Origin of the sequence: Haloferax marinum, assembly GCF_009674625.1 — an archaeon.
Taxonomy (GTDB): domain Archaea; phylum Halobacteriota; class Halobacteria; order Halobacteriales; family Haloferacaceae; genus Haloferax; species Haloferax marinum.
This window is the reverse complement of record NZ_WKJQ01000001.1, coordinates 2456080-2477021: the sequence shown is the minus strand read 5'-3', so window position 1 is coordinate 2477021 and position 20942 is coordinate 2456080. Positions and strand designations below refer to the sequence as shown.

General features: G+C 61.2%; 23 protein-coding genes and 1 tRNA gene. 12 read left to right on the top strand and 12 right to left on the bottom strand.

Going from position 1 to position 20942, the window contains the following annotated elements; genetic code table 11:
* Positions 1-16: 16 nt before the first annotated feature.
* Together GJR99_RS12440 and GJR99_RS12435 are read right to left on the bottom strand one after the other, a co-directional pair.
* Entirely contained in the window at positions 17-1042 is a 1026-nt protein-coding gene (locus GJR99_RS12440; RefSeq protein WP_151112614.1) for a succinylglutamate desuccinylase/aspartoacylase family protein, read from the bottom strand.
* 107 nt (positions 1043-1149) lie between these two features.
* On the bottom strand, positions 1150-1368 hold the full coding sequence (locus GJR99_RS12435) for a YgaP family membrane protein (protein WP_151112612.1): 219 nt from the start codon (positions 1366-1368) through the stop codon (positions 1150-1152).
* A 215-nt stretch (positions 1369-1583) separates the two neighbouring features.
* Here GJR99_RS12435 and GJR99_RS12430 point away from each other — a divergent pair, with 215 nt between their 5' ends.
* A complete protein-coding gene (locus tag GJR99_RS12430; RefSeq protein WP_151112610.1) occupies positions 1584-2102 on the top strand; it encodes a peptidylprolyl isomerase in 519 nt (172 codons plus the stop codon).
* A gap of 6 nt (positions 2103-2108) precedes the next feature.
* On the opposite strand, the gene GJR99_RS12425 is transcribed toward GJR99_RS12430, so the two are convergent.
* Positions 2109-3482: a hypothetical protein gene (locus tag GJR99_RS12425; protein WP_225317637.1), complete on the bottom strand. Its 1374-nt coding sequence runs from the start codon at positions 3480-3482 to the stop codon at positions 2109-2111.
* Between GJR99_RS12425 and GJR99_RS12420 the strand changes: the two genes are divergently transcribed.
* Positions 3439-3783, top strand: coding sequence for a ferredoxin (locus GJR99_RS12420; RefSeq protein ID WP_151112608.1), 345 nt, complete (start codon positions 3439-3441; stop codon positions 3781-3783). The genes GJR99_RS12425 and GJR99_RS12420 overlap by 44 nt on opposite strands.
* A 41-nt stretch (positions 3784-3824) precedes the next feature.
* Positions 3825-3909: transfer RNA gene (locus GJR99_RS12415), tRNA-Leu, on the top strand.
* A gap of 217 nt (positions 3910-4126) precedes the next feature.
* Here GJR99_RS12415 and GJR99_RS12410 read toward each other — a convergent pair.
* The 4 genes from GJR99_RS12410 to GJR99_RS12395 form a co-directional block, all read right to left on the bottom strand.
* On the bottom strand, positions 4127-4702 hold the full coding sequence (locus GJR99_RS12410; RefSeq protein ID WP_151112606.1) for a DUF6602 domain-containing protein: 576 nt from the start codon (positions 4700-4702) through the stop codon (positions 4127-4129).
* Positions 4703-4953: 251 nt separating this feature from the next.
* On the bottom strand, positions 4954-5769 hold the full coding sequence (locus tag GJR99_RS12405) for a hypothetical protein (RefSeq protein ID WP_191967121.1): 816 nt from the start codon (positions 5767-5769) through the stop codon (positions 4954-4956).
* Positions 5766-7034: a tubulin/FtsZ family protein gene (locus GJR99_RS12400; protein WP_151112604.1), complete on the bottom strand. Its 1269-nt coding sequence runs from the start codon at positions 7032-7034 to the stop codon at positions 5766-5768. Before GJR99_RS12400 ends, GJR99_RS12405 begins: the two co-directional genes overlap by 4 nt.
* Before the next feature lie 52 nt (positions 7035-7086).
* Positions 7087-8256, bottom strand: a complete 1170-nt coding sequence (locus tag GJR99_RS12395; protein ID WP_151112602.1) for a tubulin/FtsZ family protein — start codon at positions 8254-8256, stop codon at positions 7087-7089.
* A 366-nt stretch (positions 8257-8622) separates the two neighbouring features.
* Between GJR99_RS12395 and GJR99_RS12390 the strand changes: the two genes are divergently transcribed.
* From GJR99_RS12390 to GJR99_RS12375, 4 genes are all read left to right on the top strand, one after another.
* Positions 8623-9366, top strand: a complete 744-nt coding sequence (locus GJR99_RS12390) for a tetratricopeptide repeat protein (protein ID WP_151112600.1) — start codon at positions 8623-8625, stop codon at positions 9364-9366.
* A 52-nt stretch (positions 9367-9418) separates the two neighbouring features.
* Positions 9419-9592, top strand: a complete 174-nt coding sequence (locus GJR99_RS12385) for a hypothetical protein (protein WP_154325993.1) — start codon at positions 9419-9421, stop codon at positions 9590-9592.
* Positions 9593-9701: 109 nt separating this feature from the next.
* Complete coding sequence (locus GJR99_RS12380) at positions 9702-12104, top strand: methyl-accepting chemotaxis protein (protein WP_151112598.1); 2403 nt, start codon at positions 9702-9704, stop codon at positions 12102-12104.
* Between the two features lie 417 nt (positions 12105-12521).
* Positions 12522-13022 (top strand): DUF5813 family protein, encoded by a 501-nt coding sequence (locus tag GJR99_RS12375; protein WP_151112596.1) that lies wholly within the window; start codon positions 12522-12524, stop codon positions 13020-13022.
* A gap of 62 nt (positions 13023-13084) precedes the next feature.
* Here the strand turns inward: GJR99_RS12375 and GJR99_RS12370 are convergent, their stop codons facing one another.
* The 3 genes from GJR99_RS12370 to GJR99_RS12360 form a co-directional block, all read right to left on the bottom strand.
* Positions 13085-13855 carry a hypothetical protein gene (locus tag GJR99_RS12370; protein ID WP_151112594.1) on the bottom strand — a complete coding sequence of 257 codons (771 nt, stop codon included), beginning with the start codon at positions 13853-13855 and terminating at the stop codon, positions 13085-13087.
* 319 nt (positions 13856-14174) lie between these two features.
* On the bottom strand, positions 14175-14411 hold the full coding sequence (locus tag GJR99_RS12365; protein ID WP_151112592.1) for an Lrp/AsnC ligand binding domain-containing protein: 237 nt from the start codon (positions 14409-14411) through the stop codon (positions 14175-14177).
* Between the two features lie 2 nt (positions 14412-14413).
* Complete coding sequence (locus GJR99_RS12360; protein ID WP_151112590.1) at positions 14414-15097, bottom strand: potassium channel family protein; 684 nt, start codon at positions 15095-15097, stop codon at positions 14414-14416.
* 108 nt (positions 15098-15205) lie between these two features.
* Here GJR99_RS12360 and GJR99_RS12355 point away from each other — a divergent pair, with 108 nt between their 5' ends.
* Complete coding sequence (locus GJR99_RS12355; RefSeq protein ID WP_151112588.1) at positions 15206-15439, top strand: Lrp/AsnC ligand binding domain-containing protein; 234 nt, start codon at positions 15206-15208, stop codon at positions 15437-15439.
* A 43-nt stretch (positions 15440-15482) separates the two neighbouring features.
* Here GJR99_RS12355 and GJR99_RS12350 read toward each other — a convergent pair whose 3' ends face one another.
* The gene (locus GJR99_RS12350; protein WP_151112586.1) at positions 15483-16529 is read right to left on the bottom strand and encodes a thiamine pyrophosphate-dependent enzyme; all 1047 of its coding nucleotides are present in this window, start codon (positions 16527-16529) and stop codon (positions 15483-15485) included.
* Between the two features lie 146 nt (positions 16530-16675).
* Between GJR99_RS12350 and GJR99_RS12345 the strand changes: the two genes are divergently transcribed.
* Complete coding sequence (locus GJR99_RS12345; RefSeq protein ID WP_151112583.1) at positions 16676-16996, top strand: hypothetical protein; 321 nt, start codon at positions 16676-16678, stop codon at positions 16994-16996.
* Between the two features lie 34 nt (positions 16997-17030).
* Here the strand turns inward: GJR99_RS12345 and tmk are convergent, their stop codons facing one another.
* Positions 17031-17624, bottom strand: coding sequence for a dTMP kinase (gene tmk / locus GJR99_RS12340; protein WP_151112581.1), 594 nt, complete (start codon positions 17622-17624; stop codon positions 17031-17033).
* A 173-nt stretch (positions 17625-17797) separates the two neighbouring features.
* On the opposite strand from tmk, the gene GJR99_RS12335 reads away from it, so the two are divergent.
* From GJR99_RS12335 to GJR99_RS12325, 3 genes are all read left to right on the top strand, one after another.
* Positions 17798-18703 (top strand): complex I NDUFA9 subunit family protein, encoded by a 906-nt coding sequence (locus GJR99_RS12335; RefSeq protein WP_151112579.1) that lies wholly within the window; start codon positions 17798-17800, stop codon positions 18701-18703.
* A gap of 286 nt (positions 18704-18989) precedes the next feature.
* Positions 18990-20177, top strand: a complete 1188-nt coding sequence (locus GJR99_RS12330; protein WP_151112577.1) for a tubulin/FtsZ family protein — start codon at positions 18990-18992, stop codon at positions 20175-20177.
* Positions 20146-20940 carry a hypothetical protein gene (locus tag GJR99_RS12325; RefSeq protein ID WP_151112575.1) on the top strand — a complete coding sequence of 265 codons (795 nt, stop codon included), beginning with the start codon at positions 20146-20148 and terminating at the stop codon, positions 20938-20940. Before GJR99_RS12330 ends, GJR99_RS12325 begins: the two co-directional genes overlap by 32 nt.
* The last annotated feature ends 2 nt before the right edge of the window (positions 20941-20942 follow it).

The window sequence follows — 20942 nt, the reverse complement described above, 5'->3', positions numbered from 1 at the left end:
TCGAGGGGGTGAAAACCTAGATATCGAGTTCGTCGTCAGTGTCACCGAACACGTCGTCCGTCGCTAACTCGCCTTCGGCGTCGTCCAGTGGAAGCGCCACGCCGACGAGTGTCTTTCCGGCAGTGACGGTTGCTTCGCGGGCGACCGAGTAGACGATGCCGGCGCGTTCTGCTTCGACTTCCTGCAGGACGGTGTACTTCGTCGGGTCGTACACCCACCCGAGGTGGTCGCCGGGGCGGACTTCGCGGCCGAGTTCCAGGTCTTCGCGGGCGACGAAGAGACCCGACGTCTTCGCGGAGACACGGCCGAGGTGGTTGCGGTAGGTCTGGCCGTCCCACGAGTCGACGGCGCCGGAGAGGATACCGAGACTCCGGCAGACGTTGAGGAGGCCATCGACGCCGGCGACGATAGCCGGTTCGACGAGTTGCTTGTTGTGCGCGAGTTCAGGCGTGATAGAGGGGATACCTGCTTCCGTGGCCGCGACGCGGAGTTTCCCGTCGAAGTTGCGTTTTGTCCACTCTTCTTCGGCGTCTTCGCCGGCGGCCTCTGCGAGGAGGAGGTCCACACCGAAGGCTTCCGCCAGGTCGCGTGAGGCGTCGTCGTTTCGGCGGTAGACTGTGTGCGTGAGCATGTCCGGACTGCCGGTGTGGAGGTCCACGATAGCGTCTGCGTCGCTGGCGAACTCCCAGAGCGTCGCCGCCATGCGCTCGTGGAGTGTCCCCTCTGGGTCGCCCGGCCAGACTCGGTTCATGTTGGAGTTGACCGAATCTATCTGTTCGGCGGTGACGTACGAGACGTGGTCGAACGTCAACGGGTCGGCGACGGGAACCGCGACGACTCGTCCCGTCAGTTCGGCGCGTTCGAGTCGGCCGTGGAGGCGACGAAGTACCTCGGTTCCGTTTATCTCGCGACCGTGTTGGGCGGCTTGCACGTAGAGTGTCGGCCCATCAGTTCCGTCGTCTGGTTCGTAGACGTGAACCGTCGTCTGCACCGGGACGCCAGAAGGGAGGCGAGCGAGCGTCACGGTTTCCGCAGTGTGCATATTCGACGCAATGCGGTCGGATGTCTTGTAGGTAGGGGGGTCGCGTGATTCCGTGAAAAGTAGTCAGCGACGCAAGTGCTGTTCGGGTGTGTCGATGCCCTGAACGACTACCGTTTGTCGGACGTGTTGATTCCGAACGGGAGGTAGAGCGGACAGGTCTGCTGGTATCCCGTCACGAGGAAGACGGCACCGAGAACCACACCGATTGCCGCCGGAATCGTCCCGAGCGGAACGAGGCCAGCGAACGCGCCGAGACCGACGACGACGAGGAGTGCTCCGAGTGCGAGACGAACCGTCCGGTCGAGACTGCCAACGTTGTGTTCCATATGAAGTTCAGTCGTGCTTTCGAGTTGCAAGACAATAATCCCAGTGGCCGTTCTCGTCTCCCGATAGCAGTTCGTGCTGCACTCTGGCGTTGTTCTGAACGGTCACATCCACTCCTGTGAGCAGGGAGTGACACGGTACCCGTCCAGACGACCTGTCTCCTGACAGGTGTCCCGAAGGCGGCACGGTTTTCACCCGCCCGCCCGACCAACGAAGTATGAGCGACAACCCAACTGCCACGCTCCACACGAACAAGGGCGACATCACCGTCGAACTGTTCGCGGACAAGGTCCCGAACACAGTCGAGAACTTCATCGGCCTCGCCACGGGCGAGAAGACGTGGGTCCACCCCGAGACCGACGAGACGATGGAGGGCGAACCGCTCTACGAGGACATCCTCTTCCACCGCATCATCGACAACTTCATGATTCAGTGTGGGGACCCGACCGGAACCGGACGCGGTGGTCCGGGCTACACCTTCGACGACGAGTTCCACTCGGACCTCGGTCACGACGGTGCCGGCGTCCTCTCGATGGCGAACCGCGGACCCAACACGAACGGGTCGCAGTTCTTCATCACCCTCGGTGCACAGCCCCACCTCGACGGCAAGCACGCCGTCTTCGGGAAGGTCACCGACGGCATGGACGTCGTCGAGGATATCGGGTCGGTCCCGACCGACCGTCAGGACAAGCCGGTGTCCGACGTCGTCCTCGAATCCGTCGAAATCGAGGAGTAAGCGAACTCACTCGGCCGTCGTTGTCTGGCCTCCGCGGACGACCCACGATGGTGGTTCCACCGTCGTACTGCCGACCGAGTCGTATTCGGACCAGACGGTGATTTCGAGTCCGTCACGGGTCTCGTAGGAGACTTGCATCGACCGGACGAATCCACTTTCTTCGACGAGTGCGACGAATTCGTAGTCTCGAGAGCGGGGGAAATCGTTGCCACTCCCTTCGATTCGGTAGACGGTGACGCCGTCTTCGACTGTCGAGTTCACCACCCGAGACTGTTCGGTCGAGAGATACCACTCGACGTAGCGTTCGGCACGAAGGGCCTGTCTCCCCGGACCGTCGAGTACCGCAGGGTCGATGACACGGACGGCGAGGCCGTCGGGTTCGTTCGGCCGGCGAGCGTATCGCATCGCTCCGTCGGCGAACGAATCCTCCGACGAGGTGGGACGTGGATACGCTCTGAGTCCCGACCAACTGACACGCTGTACCTCCGAGGAGTAGACGTGTGGTTCTTCGACACGGACGACTTCGACTTCGCGGCCGATTTCGTCGCCGGCAATCGACTCACGGTAGCCAATCGTCCATCGGTAGGACTCGGTGGACACCGCGTCTCGGTGCGCCGCAGCGAGCAGTGTCGCGTTTTCGATACCGGCCGTCGTCACGCCAGAGGCGATAGGTCGTGGTTCGGGTGTCGCCGTCTGTTCGGGTGTCGCCGCCGGCGAGGATTGGGTCTCTGGTGACGCCCCGAATCCTGGGTCGACACCCGGAACGCCAGCGGTCGTGACGATGGCGAGGACGAGAAGTGCGACGACGGCGAGGACGACAAGAACCGAGGGCACGGTGACGGTTCCGACGAGCGGTAACCCCGTCGCAGACGGCGGCGGCACGTCGTCGAGAGTGGCACCGAAGTGGGACTCCACGAGTCGGTTCCCGACCTCGACGGGGAGGCCGTACCGAACTTGCTCGAAGAGTTCGTCCACCGAGACGACGCGTGCACTGGGGGCCGAGAGGGGCGCGAGCGCGACGACGACCTCAGCGTCGTTCGGGACTGAGGGGCCCAGTCCGAACCACCCGCCAGTGACCACTGCGATGCGTTCGGTCTGCGTCCCTCGGTGGGCGACGATGCGCGAGTCTTCGACCGTCGTCTCCCATCCGCGCGCCTCCCAGAGGTCTGCGACGAACCGGCGGCGTTCGCTCGCTGTGGCCCTCCGGAAGCGGTCGACGAAGTACTCGTGAGGCGTCGCGCCCATCGTCTTCAGTTGGGTCCCACACCCGATAGTCCCACCGGGGTGGTCGCGGACGACCGACAGCGCAAAGTCCGGTCGGTTGTAAGCACCGGCGATGAGTGAGGAGTCCGAGCGACCAAAGCCGAGCGACTTCGGCACAGACGAGAACGCCCCACCGGTCGAAGAAAAGCCGTACAAGATAATCTTCGAGGCGAACAAGTGCTTCGGAGCGGGGCGGTGCGCGGAGGTCGCCGACAACTGGGAGATGGACCTCGAAACCGGACTCGCCCGTGCGAAGTCGTACTTCGTCGGCGAGGACGAACTCGACGAGAACATCCGCGCTGCAGAGGTGTGCCCCGCGAAGAAGGGTCGCGGCGTCATCCACGTCATCGACCGCCGAACAGACGAAGAACTCTCGCCGAACCCGAACGGTGACGGGACGCTGTCGGTCGACTGGTAAAACGAAAGCACTTTTCCTTCCCTCGGAATACGGTCACATGCGCGGGGGTGGCTGAGCCAGGCCAAAAGCGGCGGACTTAAGATCCGCTCCCGTAGGGGTTCGCGAGTTCAAATCTCGTCCCCCGCACTTGTACCGAGGAACTTCGTGACGAGTGCCAAGTGCGGCCAGAGAGATTTGAACCCGACGAGTCGCAGCACCCGAGCGAAGTCGTTCGAAAGACGTGGTCTTTCGTGATGACGAGACGCCGATGGCGTCTCGAACCACGAGGGTGACCGTCTCGGCTCGGTTCATAATCTCGTCCCCCGAATTTTCATCGACGAGCGATCCGAAGAGAGCAACCAGGTTAGAGTTGGTCCTCTACTGCTTCATCGATAGCGGCTACAAGCGCTTGTAACGCACCTGGATAGACGATGTTCTCTGTCGTTGCGTTACTTCCAGACGCGAGAATGAACGTTCCGTCCGCAACTGAAGCAGAGATCAGGTCTTCCCTCTGCGTGCTGTGACGGAATGCGACCAGGAAGACAGGCAACCCCGTTTCTTTCTTCAATTTCGTGAGCTGAGCGTTGATACCGCTCTCGTCGTCTTTGAAATCCTTTTTCGAGACCCACGATTTGACCTCGATGATACAAGTGGCGTCCGACGGAGGCACTATCACGTACTCCTCCATCTGTTCCCAGGGTTGTCCAGAGTGAACGATGATATCGCATTGGCTGCTCAAATCCTCTTTGTCCCAATCGTGCCGCTTCGTTCCCGTGTTGACGATGCCGCTGTGGAACGAGAGTTCGGGTATTGCGGCCTCCAATGCTGCGATGAGTCGCTTACTCCGGATGTCACCTGCCATCCCAGTGTGGCGGAACCCTCTCCACCACGCTCGCCGGCTATCTTTCACCAGAGCCAATTGCTGAATATCCAGATTCATAGGGACACAAACACGTCAAAGAGAGATAATGATATGCGCGGACTATCCGTGTTTGAGAACGATTACTGACCAAACCTCTCTCCTCGAATCTGACCAAACCTCTCTCCTCGAATCTGAGCGAATCGCTGTGTGTGATTCACGACCGATATTCACCACCAGGTCGGCGGTCCCTCATCGGACGGTGAGTTCGACGAAACCGAGGCGTTCAGAACTCCCGCGAAAGGAGACGACAGTGGCACCGAAAGCCGGCGTCAGTACAACTTGGACCCGCCGTCGTCGACATGGTGCGGTCCCCCCGAGTCCCGCACGCCGTCGACGAGCGTGACGAGGCTACCGAGGAACCAGCCGACCGGAATCGCGAGGGAGAACCACATACCGACGTACGCGACTCCTTGCAGTTCGAACGAGGCACGGATGAACGCGGCGATGCCTGCGACGTCGAGGATGTTGTTCAGAATCCAAATCGCGAGCGACGTCGAACTCGGGAAGACGATAGACGCCAGCGTCGGTGAGTAGAGCGATGCGACGACCGGTGGAAGGAAGATAGCCGTCACGCCCAACGGGTAGGCGACGACGACTGTGGACGCCCGCCCATCGAGACGTCTGAAGTACAGTGCGAGAACGGCAGAGATGGTTGCCACGACACCTGCAACGACGACGGCGACGAATCCCTCGAACGCGATGGGAGAGATGTACGTCGCTGCCGAGAAGAGGCCCCAGACGAAGACCGAAAAGACCGCGACGCCGGCGAAGCCAAGCCCCGCGGTGAATCGGTCGATTCGGTGGGCGTAGAACCGAGTCGCCAGCCCCAACACGAACAGTGGGTACACCACGGTGAGAACGAGCATACCGAGAGCACTCCACAGGTGATAGGCAGCGGCCCCGCCGGTACTCTCCGGTTTCCGGTTTTCGACGACCGAATTGCTTTGGTCCCGTGCGAAGACGATATCCATCCACGACGTGTGCAACCACCGCAGGTCGACTCGCATGCCACTGACGATGGCCGCGACCCACGCCGGAAGCCACCACGGAGTTCGGTCCCAGTCGCCGCCCATCGGGTCAGTCATTGGGAATCGGCCGTCCCGAGTTTCGCCCCGTCGGTACGCAGGGATTCTTGATGGTCGAGAGCCGTCTGCTGTATCTCCTCGATTCTGTCTACGTCGGTGACGTTCGAGAACAGAATCACGGTGGTGAGCGACGACGACTTTTCGTTCGGTTCGTCTCCGGCCATCACCTCGACGATGTCCGCTTCTCGTTCGAGCCAGTATCGGCCGCCTTCGAACCCCTTTCGGGAGAGTGTTCGAGACGGCCCTGTGAGAACGACGAGCGCCCGGTCGGCGCTGGAAATCTCACACGGGAGCGTCAACTTCGACTGCGCGGCTTCACGGACGAGTCTGTTGATTTTCGCCGCGTCGGTCGCCGCGTCATCGTCGTCCGTCTCGGTTTCGTACGCCCAGTCCGGGTCAGGCATCCAAGAGAACCGGGTACTCATCGACCGAACCCACGAGCGGACACCGCCTGCTTGTTTGAGGTCGCTCGAAGCGAATCCGATAGACGAGATGCCACCGGTGTCGAGCGTGCGGATGATGTCGCTCGGGTCCATCCGGTTTTCGGACACTGTCGAGTTCCGGAACTCGCCTGCTGCGAACAGCGTGACGAGGCGTTCGGCCAGTGCGACGTTCGTGTTCTCGAACCCGCTCCCGACCGACTCGACGTCCACGTCGTGGTCGTCTTCGGTCGTGTCGTCGCGCTCGTCTTCGCCAGCAGAGTCGTCCAGACGACCCACGCTTGCGGAGTCTGCGTCCTGCCACTCGTCGTTGTCGAAGGCGATGACGTTGTCGGCCTTGGCGACGTACGACTGGAGCGTCCGAGCGGCGGTCAGTGCCGGTTGCTCTCCTTCTGCGTCGCTGGGGAGCACCCCGACAGCGTAGATCGGGTCGTCACAAATCTCCTTCAGTTGGTCGATGACGACTGCACCGGCACCGCCGCCGGTTCCGCGTCCGAGTCCTGCAGCGACCAAGATGCCGTCTATCTCGTGGAACTCGATGAGGTCGAACGCACGGATGATGTCGTTCTTCTCTTCGCGCGCGATTTCGGCCGCCAAGTCGGGGTCACCGTCGATATCTGACCCATCTGCGTCCCAGTAGACGTCTCCAATCGTCAGTCGCCGTTCTTCGGGGACGTGTTCGGGAGCGTCGAACTCGGGTGGGGTCGAGTTGATGAGTAACGTGTTTCCGTTACAGAAGTTTCGACCGGTCGACTGCTCGAAGTCCAGAATCTGATTGGTGATGCGACTACCCGCGTTACCGACTCCGATGACTGCGAGTTTCATCGGACCACTCCCTGAGAGGTGTGTGTTCCCCCCCGGTTCACGGGAGTCATGGTCAGATGACCGGGTCGATTTTGCCGTCTTTGTCCGTGATCAGGTCGGCAATCTCTTCCTCGCGGACGGCCTCCTGTTCGGCAATCTTCTCTTGCGCAGCGACTGCCTGCTCCTGGATCGCCTCGATTCGCGGCGTCTGGGTGACGTTCGACAGCAACACCACCGCAGAGAGCGCATTGGCGTTCTCACGGGGGTCGTCACCAGCGAGGACTTCGACGGTATCGACTTCGTTTTCGATCCACTCACGAGCGCTCTCGAGGCCTTTCCGCGAGAGTTCGGACGGCGGTCCAGAGAGCACGATGAGCGCTCGGTCCGCACTCGACGGTTCGCACGGGAGGGTGAGTCGAGAGTTGACGGCCCGGCGGACGAGACCGTTTATCTTCGCTGCGGAGTTCGAGCTGTCTTCGATTTCGTGGTCCTCGCGGAACCGCTTCATGAAGCCGTCGCTGTTGTCGACCGACGTCGACGCGTAGCCAATCGACGAGATACCATCCGTGTCGAGGGTGCGGATGATGTCGCTGGAGTCCATCGCGTTCTCGGCGATGGTCGGTTCGTCGTACTCGCCTGCGCCGAGGAGCGTGACGATACGAGTCGCCAGCTCGCGGTTCATGCCTTCGTAGCCCTCGCCGACCGTCTGGTCTTTCGAGCGCCACGCGTCGTTGTCGAAGGCGATGAAGTTGTCCGTGTTGTTGACGAACGACTGGAGCGACCGGGCCGCGTTCAGGGCCGGGCGGCCACCTTCGTACTTTCCGGGGAGGACGCCCAGACCGTACACCGGTTCGTCGTACATCTTCTGCAGTTCGTTGATGACGACCGGACCGGCACCACTTCCGGTTCCGCCGCCGAGCGACGCACAGACCAAGATGGCGTCGACTTCGTGGATGTCCACGTCGTCGAACGCGCGTCGAATCTCGTCCATGTCGTTCTTGGCGACTTCGGCACCGACGTCGACGTCGCCGCCGACACCGTGGCCTTTGGCCTTCTGGTGTGTATCTCCGATGAGAATCCGCCGGTCTTCCGGGATGTGGTCCGGTTTCGTAAGGTCCGTCCGTGCGGTGTTTATCACCATCACGTGACGACAGAGTTTGCGGTTCGTGAGCGATTCGAATTCGACCATCTTGTCGACAATCTTGCTACCGGCATTGCCGACGCCAATGACTCCTAATTTCATGGTTGGGTTGCGAGCTGGGTCGGGTCTATAAAGGGTCAGTTTTCTCGGAGCGCGTCTCCGTAGAATCAATCCCTACACCACCCGTGGATTAGCGTCCACCCCAGTTGATTTTGGGATGCTAACCAAGAGCATTTAAGCGATTTGGCCACCTGTCAATTTAATGTCAATTGAAGTTGGTCAACTATTCTCAGATATGTGGACTAAACGAGCGGTAGCGGCCGCAAAACGGGCAGTTTCTGCTGGGGGTGTTGGACGAGTGAGAGACAGATTGGCGTCGTCGAACCCGGCATCGGCCGACTGCAGCGAGTCCGCCATTCGACCCAGTTCTCCGTCCACGTTATGTCGTCTCCACACCAACACGTACCGATGACCTCGACTCGTGACCACCGGTATTCGGAGGGGGACGGATTCGGAAATCCGTACGAGGGGTTCGACCTCGACCCACCCGAACTCCGCGTAAACACCCGACTCGTGGACCCGGCAGACGACCACGTCCTCGCCGACATCCTCGACGAGACGCAAGTCGTCCCCGAGGACGTCGACGTTCCGGCGCTCATCGAGATTGGGTTGGCGTACGTCGCGATAGAGGAGTACGAACAGGCAATCGACAGTTTCGGTCGGGCAATCGCGTACGCCGACGAAGACTCACACGAGGCACAGGAAGCGTGGGTGAACAAAGGCGTCGCTCACTCGCAGTTGGGAGAGTACGACGAAGCCATCGGGGCCGCACGAGAGGCCATCCGAATCGACGACGACAACGACCACGCTGCACTCGCCGAGACGAATCTCGCGTACGCGTTGTGGGAGCTCGGAGACTCGTCGAGGCCACTCGACCACGCAGAACGGGCTGTCGAACTCGACCCTCGACACCCGCACGCGTGGTACAATCGAGGGTTCTTCCTCGCAGAACGCGGCCAGTACGAAGAAGCAGTTCGGTGCTTCGACGTGGCACTCTCGCTCGGACTGCGTGACGTCTCTGTGAACGGTGAGCGTGAACGGGCGCTCGACAAACTCCAAGCTATCGAGATGGAAGAACACGAGACAACGGTCGAAGGTACCGAACGGGCGGTCGAGATGGATGGCGACGGCGTCGAAGAGCGAGGCGAATAGTCCCGCGTCCACAACCCATTTTTCGGAGGAGCTAATGATATCTAATTAGCTCGTGTCCCCACAGCCGACGAGATACGACGCTGCACTCTTCGGGATGGCCCTCTGTTTAGTCGCCGGTCTCTGTGGCGGTGTGTTGTCGGCGTTCCCAACCTACCTCGCAACCGGCGGTGGTGCGACAGGTGCGGCGGCGGTCGCACTCGGTGTGACGGCGAGCGACCTCTCGTAGACGGAGTCTTAGAGATGTGACCGGCGAACAGCTCGGTGTTACTACCAGTATCAGTGTTGATATCTGGCGGGGCAACACTTTACGTCTCATTTTCATGCGAACGAATAACATGAGATTCGCCACGCTAGTCCCGGAGGTACTCAGGCGGAGTTACCTTCGCAAGTTTCTCCTCGTAATCGTACTCGTGGCCGGAGTGATGGGCGGATTCGGGTTCTACGTCAACGATATGGTCGGCGAGGAAGTCAGAGGCAGCACTCACACCAACCTCGAGATGGTCGCGACCTTAGAGGCAGGGGAGTTGTCGAGTTGGCTGGACGGATACGCTCGAACGGCCCGGATGCTCTCCGAGTACGACGCGATTCGGTCTGGGAGCGAAGAAGATGTCGACGTCGTTCTCGATTACGAGAAGAAGAACCTTCCAGACGACGTTCTCGCGATTCACTACGTCAAGCCGTCGAATCGACACATCATCAGAAGCACCGACAGCGTACTCGAGACCAAGACGGTCGAGGAACTCGACATCTCGTGGACGAAAGGGTCACTGACGATGGTCGACCCGAACCAAGTCGCCATCTCCGAAGTGTACCGATACGGTGGGGGCGAACGGCTCGCGTTCATGAGTCCAGTCGCTGGTCGAGACGCCGCCGTGATGGTCGTCGTCGATGCGACCAAACACGCCGAGACACTCACCGAACCAATCGAAGGCTCACGGACGAGAGTCGTCAGCGCTGACGGCGTCATCGCCTTCGACAAATACGGGAGCAAAGTCCTCACACAGTACCGTGAGGGTGCCGAAACACCCGCACTCGACGCTGCAATCGGAGGCGAATCGGGCGTCGTCGAGCGAGACGGCTCGGTCGTCGCACACGCACCGGTCTCTGGGACCAACTGGGCCGTCGTGGTCGAAGCGCCACCGGAGAACGCCTACGCAGTCGCACAGTTCGTCGAACGAGACATCACCATCCTCATCGGTGTCGCACTCGGCGGTCTCGGCCTCGTCGGCCTCGTCATCGGCCGGGGGACAGTCCTCTCGTTACGACGACTTCGAACCCGTGCCGACACACTCGCGGGCGGGAACCTCGACGTGGACCTCACCACGAGTCGCGTCGACGAGTTCGGCGCGTTGACCAGCGCGTTCGGCGAGATGCGCGACACACTGCGAGAGCGAATCGAAGACGCCGAAGAAGCGCAAGCGGACCTCGCAGCTGCCGCCACCGATTACCGAGAGACGATGGACTCCGCCGCAGACGGCGACCTGACGGTTCGGACGTCGGTCTCCCCTGACGACGAAGCGATGGCGGGCGTCGGCGCGGGTATCGACGCGATGCTGACAGAGTTAGAAGAGACGATTGGACAAGTTGCGGCGTTCGCAACGACGGTCGACACCGCCGGCGAACGCGTCACTGCTGGAACCGAAGAAGTCAGTTCGGCTTCCGACCGCGTCGAACGCGGGACGGCCGATATCTCCGACGGTGCGGCCGAACAGGCCACACTCCTCACCGACGTCTCTTCGGAGATGCAAGACCTCTCGGCGACGGTCGAAGAAGTAGCCGCCTCAGCAGACGAACTCGCGTCACTCGCCAGCGAGGCCACAGAACACGGTGAAACGGGACGTGACGCGAGCGCGACCGTCCACGACGAGATGGCCGCTATCGACACCCTGGTGGCCGACGCTGCCGACAGAGCAGACGCACTCCGCGAGGACGTCGCCGACATCGCCGACGTGGTAGACCTCATCGACGACATCGCCGACCAGACGAACCTCCTCGCACTCAACGCCTCTATCGAGGCCGCGCGTGCTGGTGAGGCAGGGGCCGGATTCGCCGTCGTCGCCGATAGCGTGAAAGCGCTCGCAGAAGAGACCACGGAGGCGACGAGCGAAATCGCAGCGTCTATCGACGAAGTCGAGGCGGCGGCAGACGAGACGGTCGCAGACGTCCGCGCCGCGAGAGAACGCGTCGCCACCGGGACCGAGACGGTCGCCGAGAGCGCCGAGGCAGTCGACGAGGCAGTAGACCGCCTCGAAGAAGTCGACGACGGCGTCGCTGCGATAGACGAAGCGACCGCCTCGCAGGCGTCGGCCGCACAGTCGGTCGCCCAACTTGCCGACGAAGCCGCCGAAATCGCCGCGGAGACACAAACCGACGCCGCTGACGTGGCAAACGCGGCCCACGAACAACACGACACGATGATCGGCGTCGCTGGGCAGATGCAAGAGCTGTCGACCACCACCGACGAACTTCGGTCGCTCGCAGACCGATTCGTGGTCCGAACGGGGGCCGACACCGACCACAGAACCACCGCCGAGCACTCCACCGAACACGCCGCCCCATCCAACCGGTCCGCAACCGAACAGGCCGCCCCATCTAATCGGGCCGCAACCGAGCACGCCGCTACCGACGACGAAGTCGAACTGAGAGACGACGCGAACGGCGAGTCTACGTCTGGTGCGGTGGAGTCACCGACGATGGCCGAACTCGCCGCAGATGGCTCCGGCCAGGACGAACGCTAACCGTCGGCCAGTCTCGACTCGTCACTCACTGAGCAGCGTTCGTCGACCCAGTCGAACACGGTCGTGTTACTCCCGAGAACAGTGTGTGAGTACCAGCGCCCCCCGAGAACAGTGTGCGAGCAACAGCGCAGTCGCTCACGAACGTGGATGCGACACGGCGAGCGACAGACCGGTGGCTCGAAGCAGTAGGTTCGTCAGAAAGGGATAGGCAAACCGCACGGGAGCGGCCCGCGCGGGAATTGCCGCCCTAGATTGGTCCCCGCTGACGCTTCGGCCCTCCAAAGCGAAGCGTCACTTGAAAGGAGTGCGGCGAGATACTTAAACATGCCGCCATTCTGTCGGCTCAAGCGCCATCTGGCGGTTTCGCGGTGACGCCGACGCAACGAACTTTTCTCTCACGAGGCCATTCTTCTGGCTATGAGCGAAGACGAAATACCGGGTCGTGTCCACCGGGCATTCGGGGACCACGGGTCGTTCGAACAGGTCGGCGACCGAACGTTCGAGTCGGTGACGACGGCGTTCGACGGCGTCGTCAGCGTCGCCACACAGAGCAGTGGCCACGTCGAGTTCGACGTGGAGGTTCGCGTGCCGATGCTGTCGGCAGTCGTGGCCGACGAGGTGGCAGAAATCGTCGAAGACGGCTGGTACGAGACGTTCGAACTCCGAATCGAGGATATCAACGGCGTCATCGCGGGTGACCACGAACTCGACCCGGACGTCCGTCGTGTCGCCGGCGAAGCAGTCGTACAGACGACGTTCGCCGACATCAACGAACGCCGCGGTGTAGACGACGCCGGCGCAGTCATCGACTACGTCGAAGGGACGTTCGTCGAGGGAATCATCCCCGGATACGAGTACACCGAACCCGTGACGAGCATTCTGAGTCGGGCACGCGACGCTGCCGGGACTGGTTTCTGACACACCCGCACCAATCGAAAAATGGAGACGGCTCCGGTGTTCGGTGTCGCTGGCGCGGTTGCCTACAGCGACGCGTCGTTCGCGAGTTTTGCAGGGATACCGAGGAGCGTCCGCGGGCCGACGACAGCCTTCGCGTAGGCGTTCTTGTCGTCGCGGTAGACGTCGAGTCGGCCCTTCAACGCCACGTCGTGCCATCCGTCGCCGTCGCTGTCGATGTACTCCGAGTCGACGTTCATCGCCACCCAGTTGAACCCGTGTGAGCTCTGCGTCGAGAGGTACAGCGAGAGGTAGTAGTCGACTTCTTCTTCGGTGAGTTCTTCGAGCGTACCGAGGAAGTTCTGCTCCACTTTGAAGTCGCGCTTGTTGAACACGACCTCACTCGCCGCTTGTCTGTCCCCGTAGACCGGATTGTACGGTGAGTCGACCATGTAATCGTCGGACACCGGAACGGGCGTGCCGTCGATTTCTATCCAGCAGGTCAGGCCTGCTTTCGCTTGTGACTCTTCGTCCTTTCCGGTCGTCTTGATGTTCGTCCAGAGGGCGCTTTCGACCTGCGCCATCAGGATGAGGTCCGTCGGCGTCGACGTCTTGATAGAGCCTTCGAGTAGGGTAAACGAGTCACTCGACGTGCCGTCTACCTTCGTCTCGAGCGCGTGCTCTTCGAAGACGGAGCCACCCACGTAGATTTTGTCTGCTCCGTTACTTGCCGCTGCAGTGCCAGTGGCCATTCCCCCGAGAGCCGCTGCAAGTCCTGCTGCACCCAATCCCTTTAGTGTCGTTCGTCGGTCGATTTCGAATCTCGCATCGTCGTTGGGTGCTTTTTGTTCGTCCATAGCCCCGTGTTTCACTGTCCGACGTCACCCCAGTCTCTCCAGTAGAGAATCGTTACCAACTGTCGTGACCGGACAGTGTTCGAGAGTTTCAGCAACAGGATATCAACATTTTGGCCAGAAACCTGAACGTACCACATAGTTGGACAGAGGCCACCGTGACGGTCTGAGACCATCGGTGAGAGAACGAACGGACGGAGTGCGACAGATACGAGCGCGTCAGAAGTCGAAAGTCGAGCGATTTGGTGTCGGACAAATCGGTGTAGACCGGGTTGCTGTGGTGTGAACAGGCCGGGACACGGCGATGGACTTCGCTCGCGACTCAGTCCATCGCGATGTAGGTCTGGGTATCTTCGATGCCCTGGATTGATTGGATTCCGCCGGCGATATTCTTCACGTCGGCGGGCGTGCCGACGTCGACTTTCACGATGAAGTCGATGTCACCGGCGACGATGTGTGCACTCTCGATGCCGTGGTCGACGTCGATGAGTTGTTCTTTCAGGTGGTCGATACCGTCGGTCACGGCGGCGGCTTTCACCATGATGTAGGCGTGAACCATCTTCACGCACCCCCTGCGGCCACGACAGCGTCGTCACCGACGAGCAGTTGGCGGACGTCGCCGAGTACGTCGAAGTCTGCGAGGATAGCGACCCGGTCACCGGTCTCAAGCGAGTTGTCCGGAAGCGGGATGCCCATCGGTTCGTCTTTCTTGCCGAACGCGAGGAGACGTGCGTTCGCCGGGAGCGCTACCTCTTCGATACTGTATCCGTTCATCGGTGAGCCATCGGTTACCGTCACGAGAATGACTTGCAGGTGTTGGGCGATGTCTGCAATCGCCCGAATCGACCCGCCGAGCAGCGCGTTCTTTGCACCGATCGCGCCGAGACGCTCGGGGTAGACGATTTCGTCCACTTCGCGGGCGTACTTCTTGTAGACCTCTTCGCGGTAATCTTCGTCGATGCGAATGACCGTCCGGCACCCGAAGTGCTTGCCGATCATACACGCCGCGAAGTTCACGTTGAGGTCCGCCGTGAGCGCGCCCAGTGCGTCGGCCTCTTCGATTCCCGCTTCGAGGAGGACGTCCTCGTGAGAGCCATCGCCCTCGATGACCTCGAAGCCCCGTTCTTCCGCCTGTTTGACGCGGTTGGGGTCCAGTTCCACGAGGACGATATCGTGTCCTTCCTCCCGAAGGACACGGGCAGTACGCAGACCAACCCGTCCAGCACCAATGATAACGAACCGCATACGAGTACGGTATGTCGGGGGAGGCAAATAACCTTACCCCGCGTCGAACGAACCCGCCGAACTCGGCGGAGGCAAGGCTTTTGCATGATGTGGTAGAATATCTCACACATGGTTCACGCCTTCATCATGGTGAAGACTGGCGCTGGAGAGTCCGAGCAGTTACTCGGACCAATCCGCGAACTCGAGACAGTGACGGAGGCACACATCGTCGCCGGCGCGTACGACATCATCGCCGAGGTCGACACAGAAGAGGTCTACGAGGTGCTGAAGACGTCGTCGAGTCGAATTCAGGGGCTTCAGGGCGTCGCGGATACGAAGACGTACATCTCGTTGGACGAGTGACGCCGGGTTCGCGGCGCTTGCAGGAGTCGAAAGAAGAGTGCCCTCAGCGCTCGATATCGAACGGCCCGTGTTCCTCGACGAACGCCATATGTTCTTCTCGTTCTCGAGCGAGTTCCTGCGGCAGGTCTTCGTAGACGTAGTCGAACAACTCGTCCGGTCCCGGTTCCGGCGTCTCTTCTGCCGTCTCGACTGCCTCACGGAGCTCTTCGTCGGCGTCTTCGTACATCGCCTCGACGAGGTCGTCGTCCACGAGACCCTCCTCACGGCAGAACTCTTCGAAGCGTTCGAGCGGGTCACGAATCCGCCACTCCGGAAGGTCCGGGTCGTCGTCGCGGTAGCGTGATGGGTCGTCGGCGGTGGTGTGCGGTCCTTGTCTGTACGTGAGTGCCTCGATGAGGACGGGGTCGCCGTTTCGGGCTTTTTCGAGTCCTTGCTCGACTGCCTCTCGGACGGCCAGTGGGTCGTTGCCGTCGACTTGCATGCTGTCGATACCGTACGCCTCGGCTTTCACGGCGATAGACTCGCTCGCCGTCTGGCGCTCGCGAGGGAGTGAGATGGCGTAGCCGTTGTTCTCACAGAAGAAGACGACCGGTGCGTCGAAGACGCCGGCGAAGTTGAGTCCCTCGTGGAAATCACCTTCCGACGTCGCACCGTCGCCGAAACAGACCAGTGCCGCGTAGTCGTCGTCGCGGTAGGTGGCGGCCATGCCGACACCGGCGGCGTGCGGGATTTGACTGGCAATCGGAACGGCCTGCGGGAAGACCGGAACCTCGTGGTCGGACTCGTACTCGGCGTAGCCACGGCGGAAGAGGAAGATGTCGCTCGGTGGAACGCCGCGAGCAATCTGGAGAGCGTTCGACCGATAGGTAGGCAGGAGAACGTCGTCGTCGCGCATCGCGTGTGCCGCGCCGATTTGCGATGCTTCCTGACCGCGGAACGGCGGATAGCCGCTCATCCACCCGCGCCGCTGGAGAGCGAGTGCCCGCTCGTCGAACCGTCGCGCTCGAATCATGTCGCGGAGGGCGGCGCGAGCGTCGTCCTCAGAGAACCCCGTGCCATCTAACCCGCGCTCTGCGATGAGTCGGTGCATGGCGGTGGGTCACGGTCCTTCGTGATAAACGTCACCCGTTCAGCGCGAGGGGTCGAACCGAAGTCGACTCCGGTCCGGTGTCGATGTTTGGGTCGACTCACAGACGAGAGCGACAGGCCAAAGACCACTGCCTCCCTAGCCGGGGTATGGTCTCGGTGGTCAGCCTCGTGCTCATGGTCGTCGTCGTCGGACTGCACACGCTCATCGCGGCGGTCATGACTCGCTTCTTCCGCCTTCGGTTGAAGACCCAGTGGGGCTACGTCCTGTACGCACTGCTCCTCATTCCGCTGGTGTTGTTCTTCTCGACGCTCGTGTTTTCGGGCGTCCTCGGCATCGGCGTGAACCTCGGGAGTCCTGCTGCTGCACTCGGCGTGATGATTGGAATGCCGTTGGCACTCGGATTCACGATCGACACGCTCTACGTGCCGCCGCCGGAGGAGTTCGAGAACCTCCCGGAATCCCGGTGAGGAAGGCGACGACGACGGCGACAGAGATGGTGGGTTACGCGTCGTCGAGAATCGACTCGAGTGCTCGCTCTACTTCGTCGAGAACGTCTTCCGGCGGTTGCGTCGCGTCCACCCGGACGAATCGCTCCGGTTCTGCCTCGATGAGTCGTTCGTAGTTCGCACGCACGTCGGCGAGGTACGCCGCCTGTTCGAACTTGTTGGTCTTCCCACTTCGAGCGGCCGCCGTCTCGGGGTCCACGTCGAGGTAGATGGTCTTGTCCGGCGTCCGAGTGAACGCCGCGTGGATACCCATGATGTACTCCATCGGGCGTTTGATGTCGCTGTCGCGGAGCGACGCTCCCTGATAGGCGTACCGTGAGTCTGAGTACCGGTCCGAGATGACGACGTCGCCGTCTGCGAGTGCCGGGCGGACGACGCGAGAGAGGTGGTCTGCGTGGTCAGCAGTAAAGAGAAAGAGCGTCGCCAGTGGGTCGGCATCGTCGTCGCCGATAGCACGGTTGACTGCGTCTCCGTACCACGAATCGTCGGTCGGTTCGCGGGTGAAGACTGCGTCCGGATAGACGTCGTGGAGGGCCTCCCAGACGGTGGTCTTGCCGCTTCCGTCGAGTCCCTCGAGAGTGACGAGCATACACCAACTGAATCGGCCCCAAAGAAAAAGCACCCCGAACCGTCCGTGTCTCAGGGTACGGTCCAACCTGTTCGATGGCGAACCAGACAACACGTTTCTAATCGGACCGTTCGATGTCGAATTCGACTCTGTATGCCCGTTAGCTTTACCCTCGTTCCGCCGGATAATACTGTATGAACGTCCTTGTCGTCGGTGGTAGCGGGTTCATCGGTACGCATCTCTGTCGCGAACTCCAGTCGCGTGGCCACAGTGTGACCGCGATGTCTCGCTCGCCCGACAGCGAAGGACTCCCGGATGGCGTCGAGAGCGTGGTCGGTGACGTCACCGACTACGATTCCATGGCCGACGCCTTCGAAGGCAAAGACGTCGTCGTCAACCTCGTTGCGCTCTCTCCGTTGTTCGAACCGAAGGGAGGCAACCGGATGCACGACATCGTCCACTGGCAGGGCACCGAGAACGTCGTCAAGGCTGCCGAATCACACGACGTCTCTCGAATCGTCCAGATGAGTGCGCTCGGTGCGGACGCCGACGGTGACACGGCGTACATCCGGTCGAAAGGACACGCAGAACACGCAATCGAGTCGTCGAGTCTGGATTGGGTCATCTTCCGCCCCTCCGTCGTGTTCGGAGAGGGTGGTGAGTTCGTCTCGTTCACCAAGCGTCTCAAGGGAATGTTCGCGCCGGGCCTCCCGCTGTACCCGCTCCCCGGAAACGGGAAGACGCGCTTCCAACCCATCTGGGTCGGTGACCTCGTTCCGATGCTCGCCGACGCAGTCGAGGGAGACGAACACGTCGGCAAGAAGTACACGATCGGTGGCCCGGAGAAGCTCGACCTGCGCCAAATCACCGAGATGGTGTACGACGCGGAAGGCAAATCCATCACCATCGTCCCGCTTCCGATGGGGCTCGCGGGCGTCGGACTCTCCGTCCTCGGTGCAGTTCCGGGCTTCCCGATGGGGAAAGACCAGTATCGCTCGCTCAAGTTCGACAACACCACCGACGACAACGAGGTCGGCGCCTTCGGTGTCGACGTGGACTCGATGAAGACGCTCGAAGCGTTCCTCTCGGAACGAAAGTGAACTGACTCGGAGACGAGTTTTCGGTTCGTAACCGAACTGGTCTATCACGATTTTCGGAGAGGTATCGAGACGAACACGTGAGATAGCGATAATTTATTAGTTAATTGATTATGAAAGGCGACAGTTCACGGCTCTGAGGGGGCTCTACCGGCATAATGTTCGATTAACACCCCTCCGACGTCACCCTTTTTTTCGCCCGAAGTTATAGCGTGTTTACACGTACATCCCACAACGCTTATGTCCGCGTTCGTTCTGCAATTCACGCAATGGCGAGGGGACCGAACCTATGAAGCTCGCAATGATCGGATTCGGGCAAGCCGGGGGAAAAGTAGTCGACAAATTCGTCGAGTACGACCGCGAACGAAACGCCGGTATCGTTCGCGCAGCAGTCGCAGTTAATTCTGCGAAAGCCGACTTGCTTGGATTGAAGAACATCCCGAAGGACCAGCGCGTCCTCATCGGCCAGTCCCGCGTAAAGGGACATGGTGTCGGTGCGGACAACGAACTCGGTGCGGAGATTGCCGAGGAAGACATCGACGAAGTACAGGGTGCAATCGATAGCATCCCCGTCCACGAAGTCGACGCCTTCCTCGTCGTCTCCGGTCTCGGTGGTGGCACCGGGTCCGGCGGTGCGCCTGTCCTTGCGAAACATCTCAAACGAATCTACACCGAACCCGTCTACGGCCTCGGCATCCTGCCTGGGTCCGACGAGGGTGGCATCTACACCCTGAACGCCGCGCGGTCGTTCCAGACGTTCGTCCGCGAGGTCGACAATCTCCTCGTGTTCGACAACGACGCCTGGCGAAAGACCGGCGAGTCCGTCCAAGGTGGGTACGACGAAATCAACGAAGAGATCGTCAACCGCTTCGGCGTCCTCTTCGGCGCTGGCGAAGTCAAGGAGGGACAGAACGTCGCAGAGTCCGTCGTCGACTCTTCGGAGATTATCAACACGCTGGCCGGTGGCGGCGTCTCGACCGTCGGCTACGCCTCCGAAGGTGTCGAACCGCGGAAGAAGAAGAACGGTGGACTCCTGTCGCGACTCACCGGCGGTGACGAACCCGACGACAACCTCGACACCGCCCACACCACGAACCGTATCACCAGCCTCGTCCGCAAGGCCGCACTCGGCCGCCTGACACTCCCCTGTGAGATAGAAGGTGCCGAGCGCGCACTGCTCGTCCTCGCTGGCCCGCCGGAGCATCTGAACCGGAAAGGCATAGAGCGCGGGCGGAAATGGATCGAGGAGCAGACCGGTTCCATGGAAGTTCGCGGTGGCGACTACCCGATTCCGGGCGCTGGAAAGGTCGCGAGTGTCATCCTCCTCTCTGGAGTGGCAAACGTGCCCCGCATCAAGGAGCTACAGCAGGTAGCTATCGAAGCCCAAGACAACATCGAAGAGATTCGCCAAGAGAGCGAGTCCAACCTGGAAAACCTAATAAACGATGACGAGGACGAACTGGAGTCACTTTTCTAAGCTGGCTCTCGCGCTCGTCGTCCTCCTGTCGGTCGTCGCAGTACCAGCAGGTGCGGTGAGCGTCGCCTCCGAGGACACGCCCTCCGAGGCACAGGTCGGCTCGAAAGTGACTGCGTCGGTCACACTCGACGAACTGTACAAGAACCCGCAACTCGAATCCTGGAGTCTCCAGGGCGAGACTGAACTCGAGGACGTCACGTGGACCGTCACGTACTACGACCAGACGGGCGCGAAAGTCGACCAGCAGTCCTTCGACGGGCAGAACTTCACGGGTGCAGACGTCGTCGCCGACGACGGAACCAGTGAAGTCGAAGTCTCGGTGACCGGAACGGTGCCCAAGGTCGAGAACTACACCTACGACCCGGCACAGACGTTCACCGTCATGACGCTCAACCAGACCCGCGAAGGTGGCTCCAGTAACGATATCGACTCGTGGTCGGCCCACTACTACACGGACGAGAGTGCCGCCGCACGCGACAGCCTCGACAGTGCGAAGGCGGCCATCGCCGCTGCCGGTGGTTCGAACACGCAGGACGCACAGAACCAACTCAACAACGCTGTGGAAGCCTTCGAAGGCGAAGAGTTCGGCCTCGCGTCGAACCTCGCTGAGGACGCAGAGACGAAGGCGAACCAGGCAAAGCAGTCGAGCCAGACCACCCAGTTGCTCATCTACGCGGCTGGTGGCTTGCTCCTCGTCGGCCTGCTCGCAGGTGGGTTCCTCTACTGGAAGTCCCAGCAGCAGACCTACGACAAACTGGGATAAGT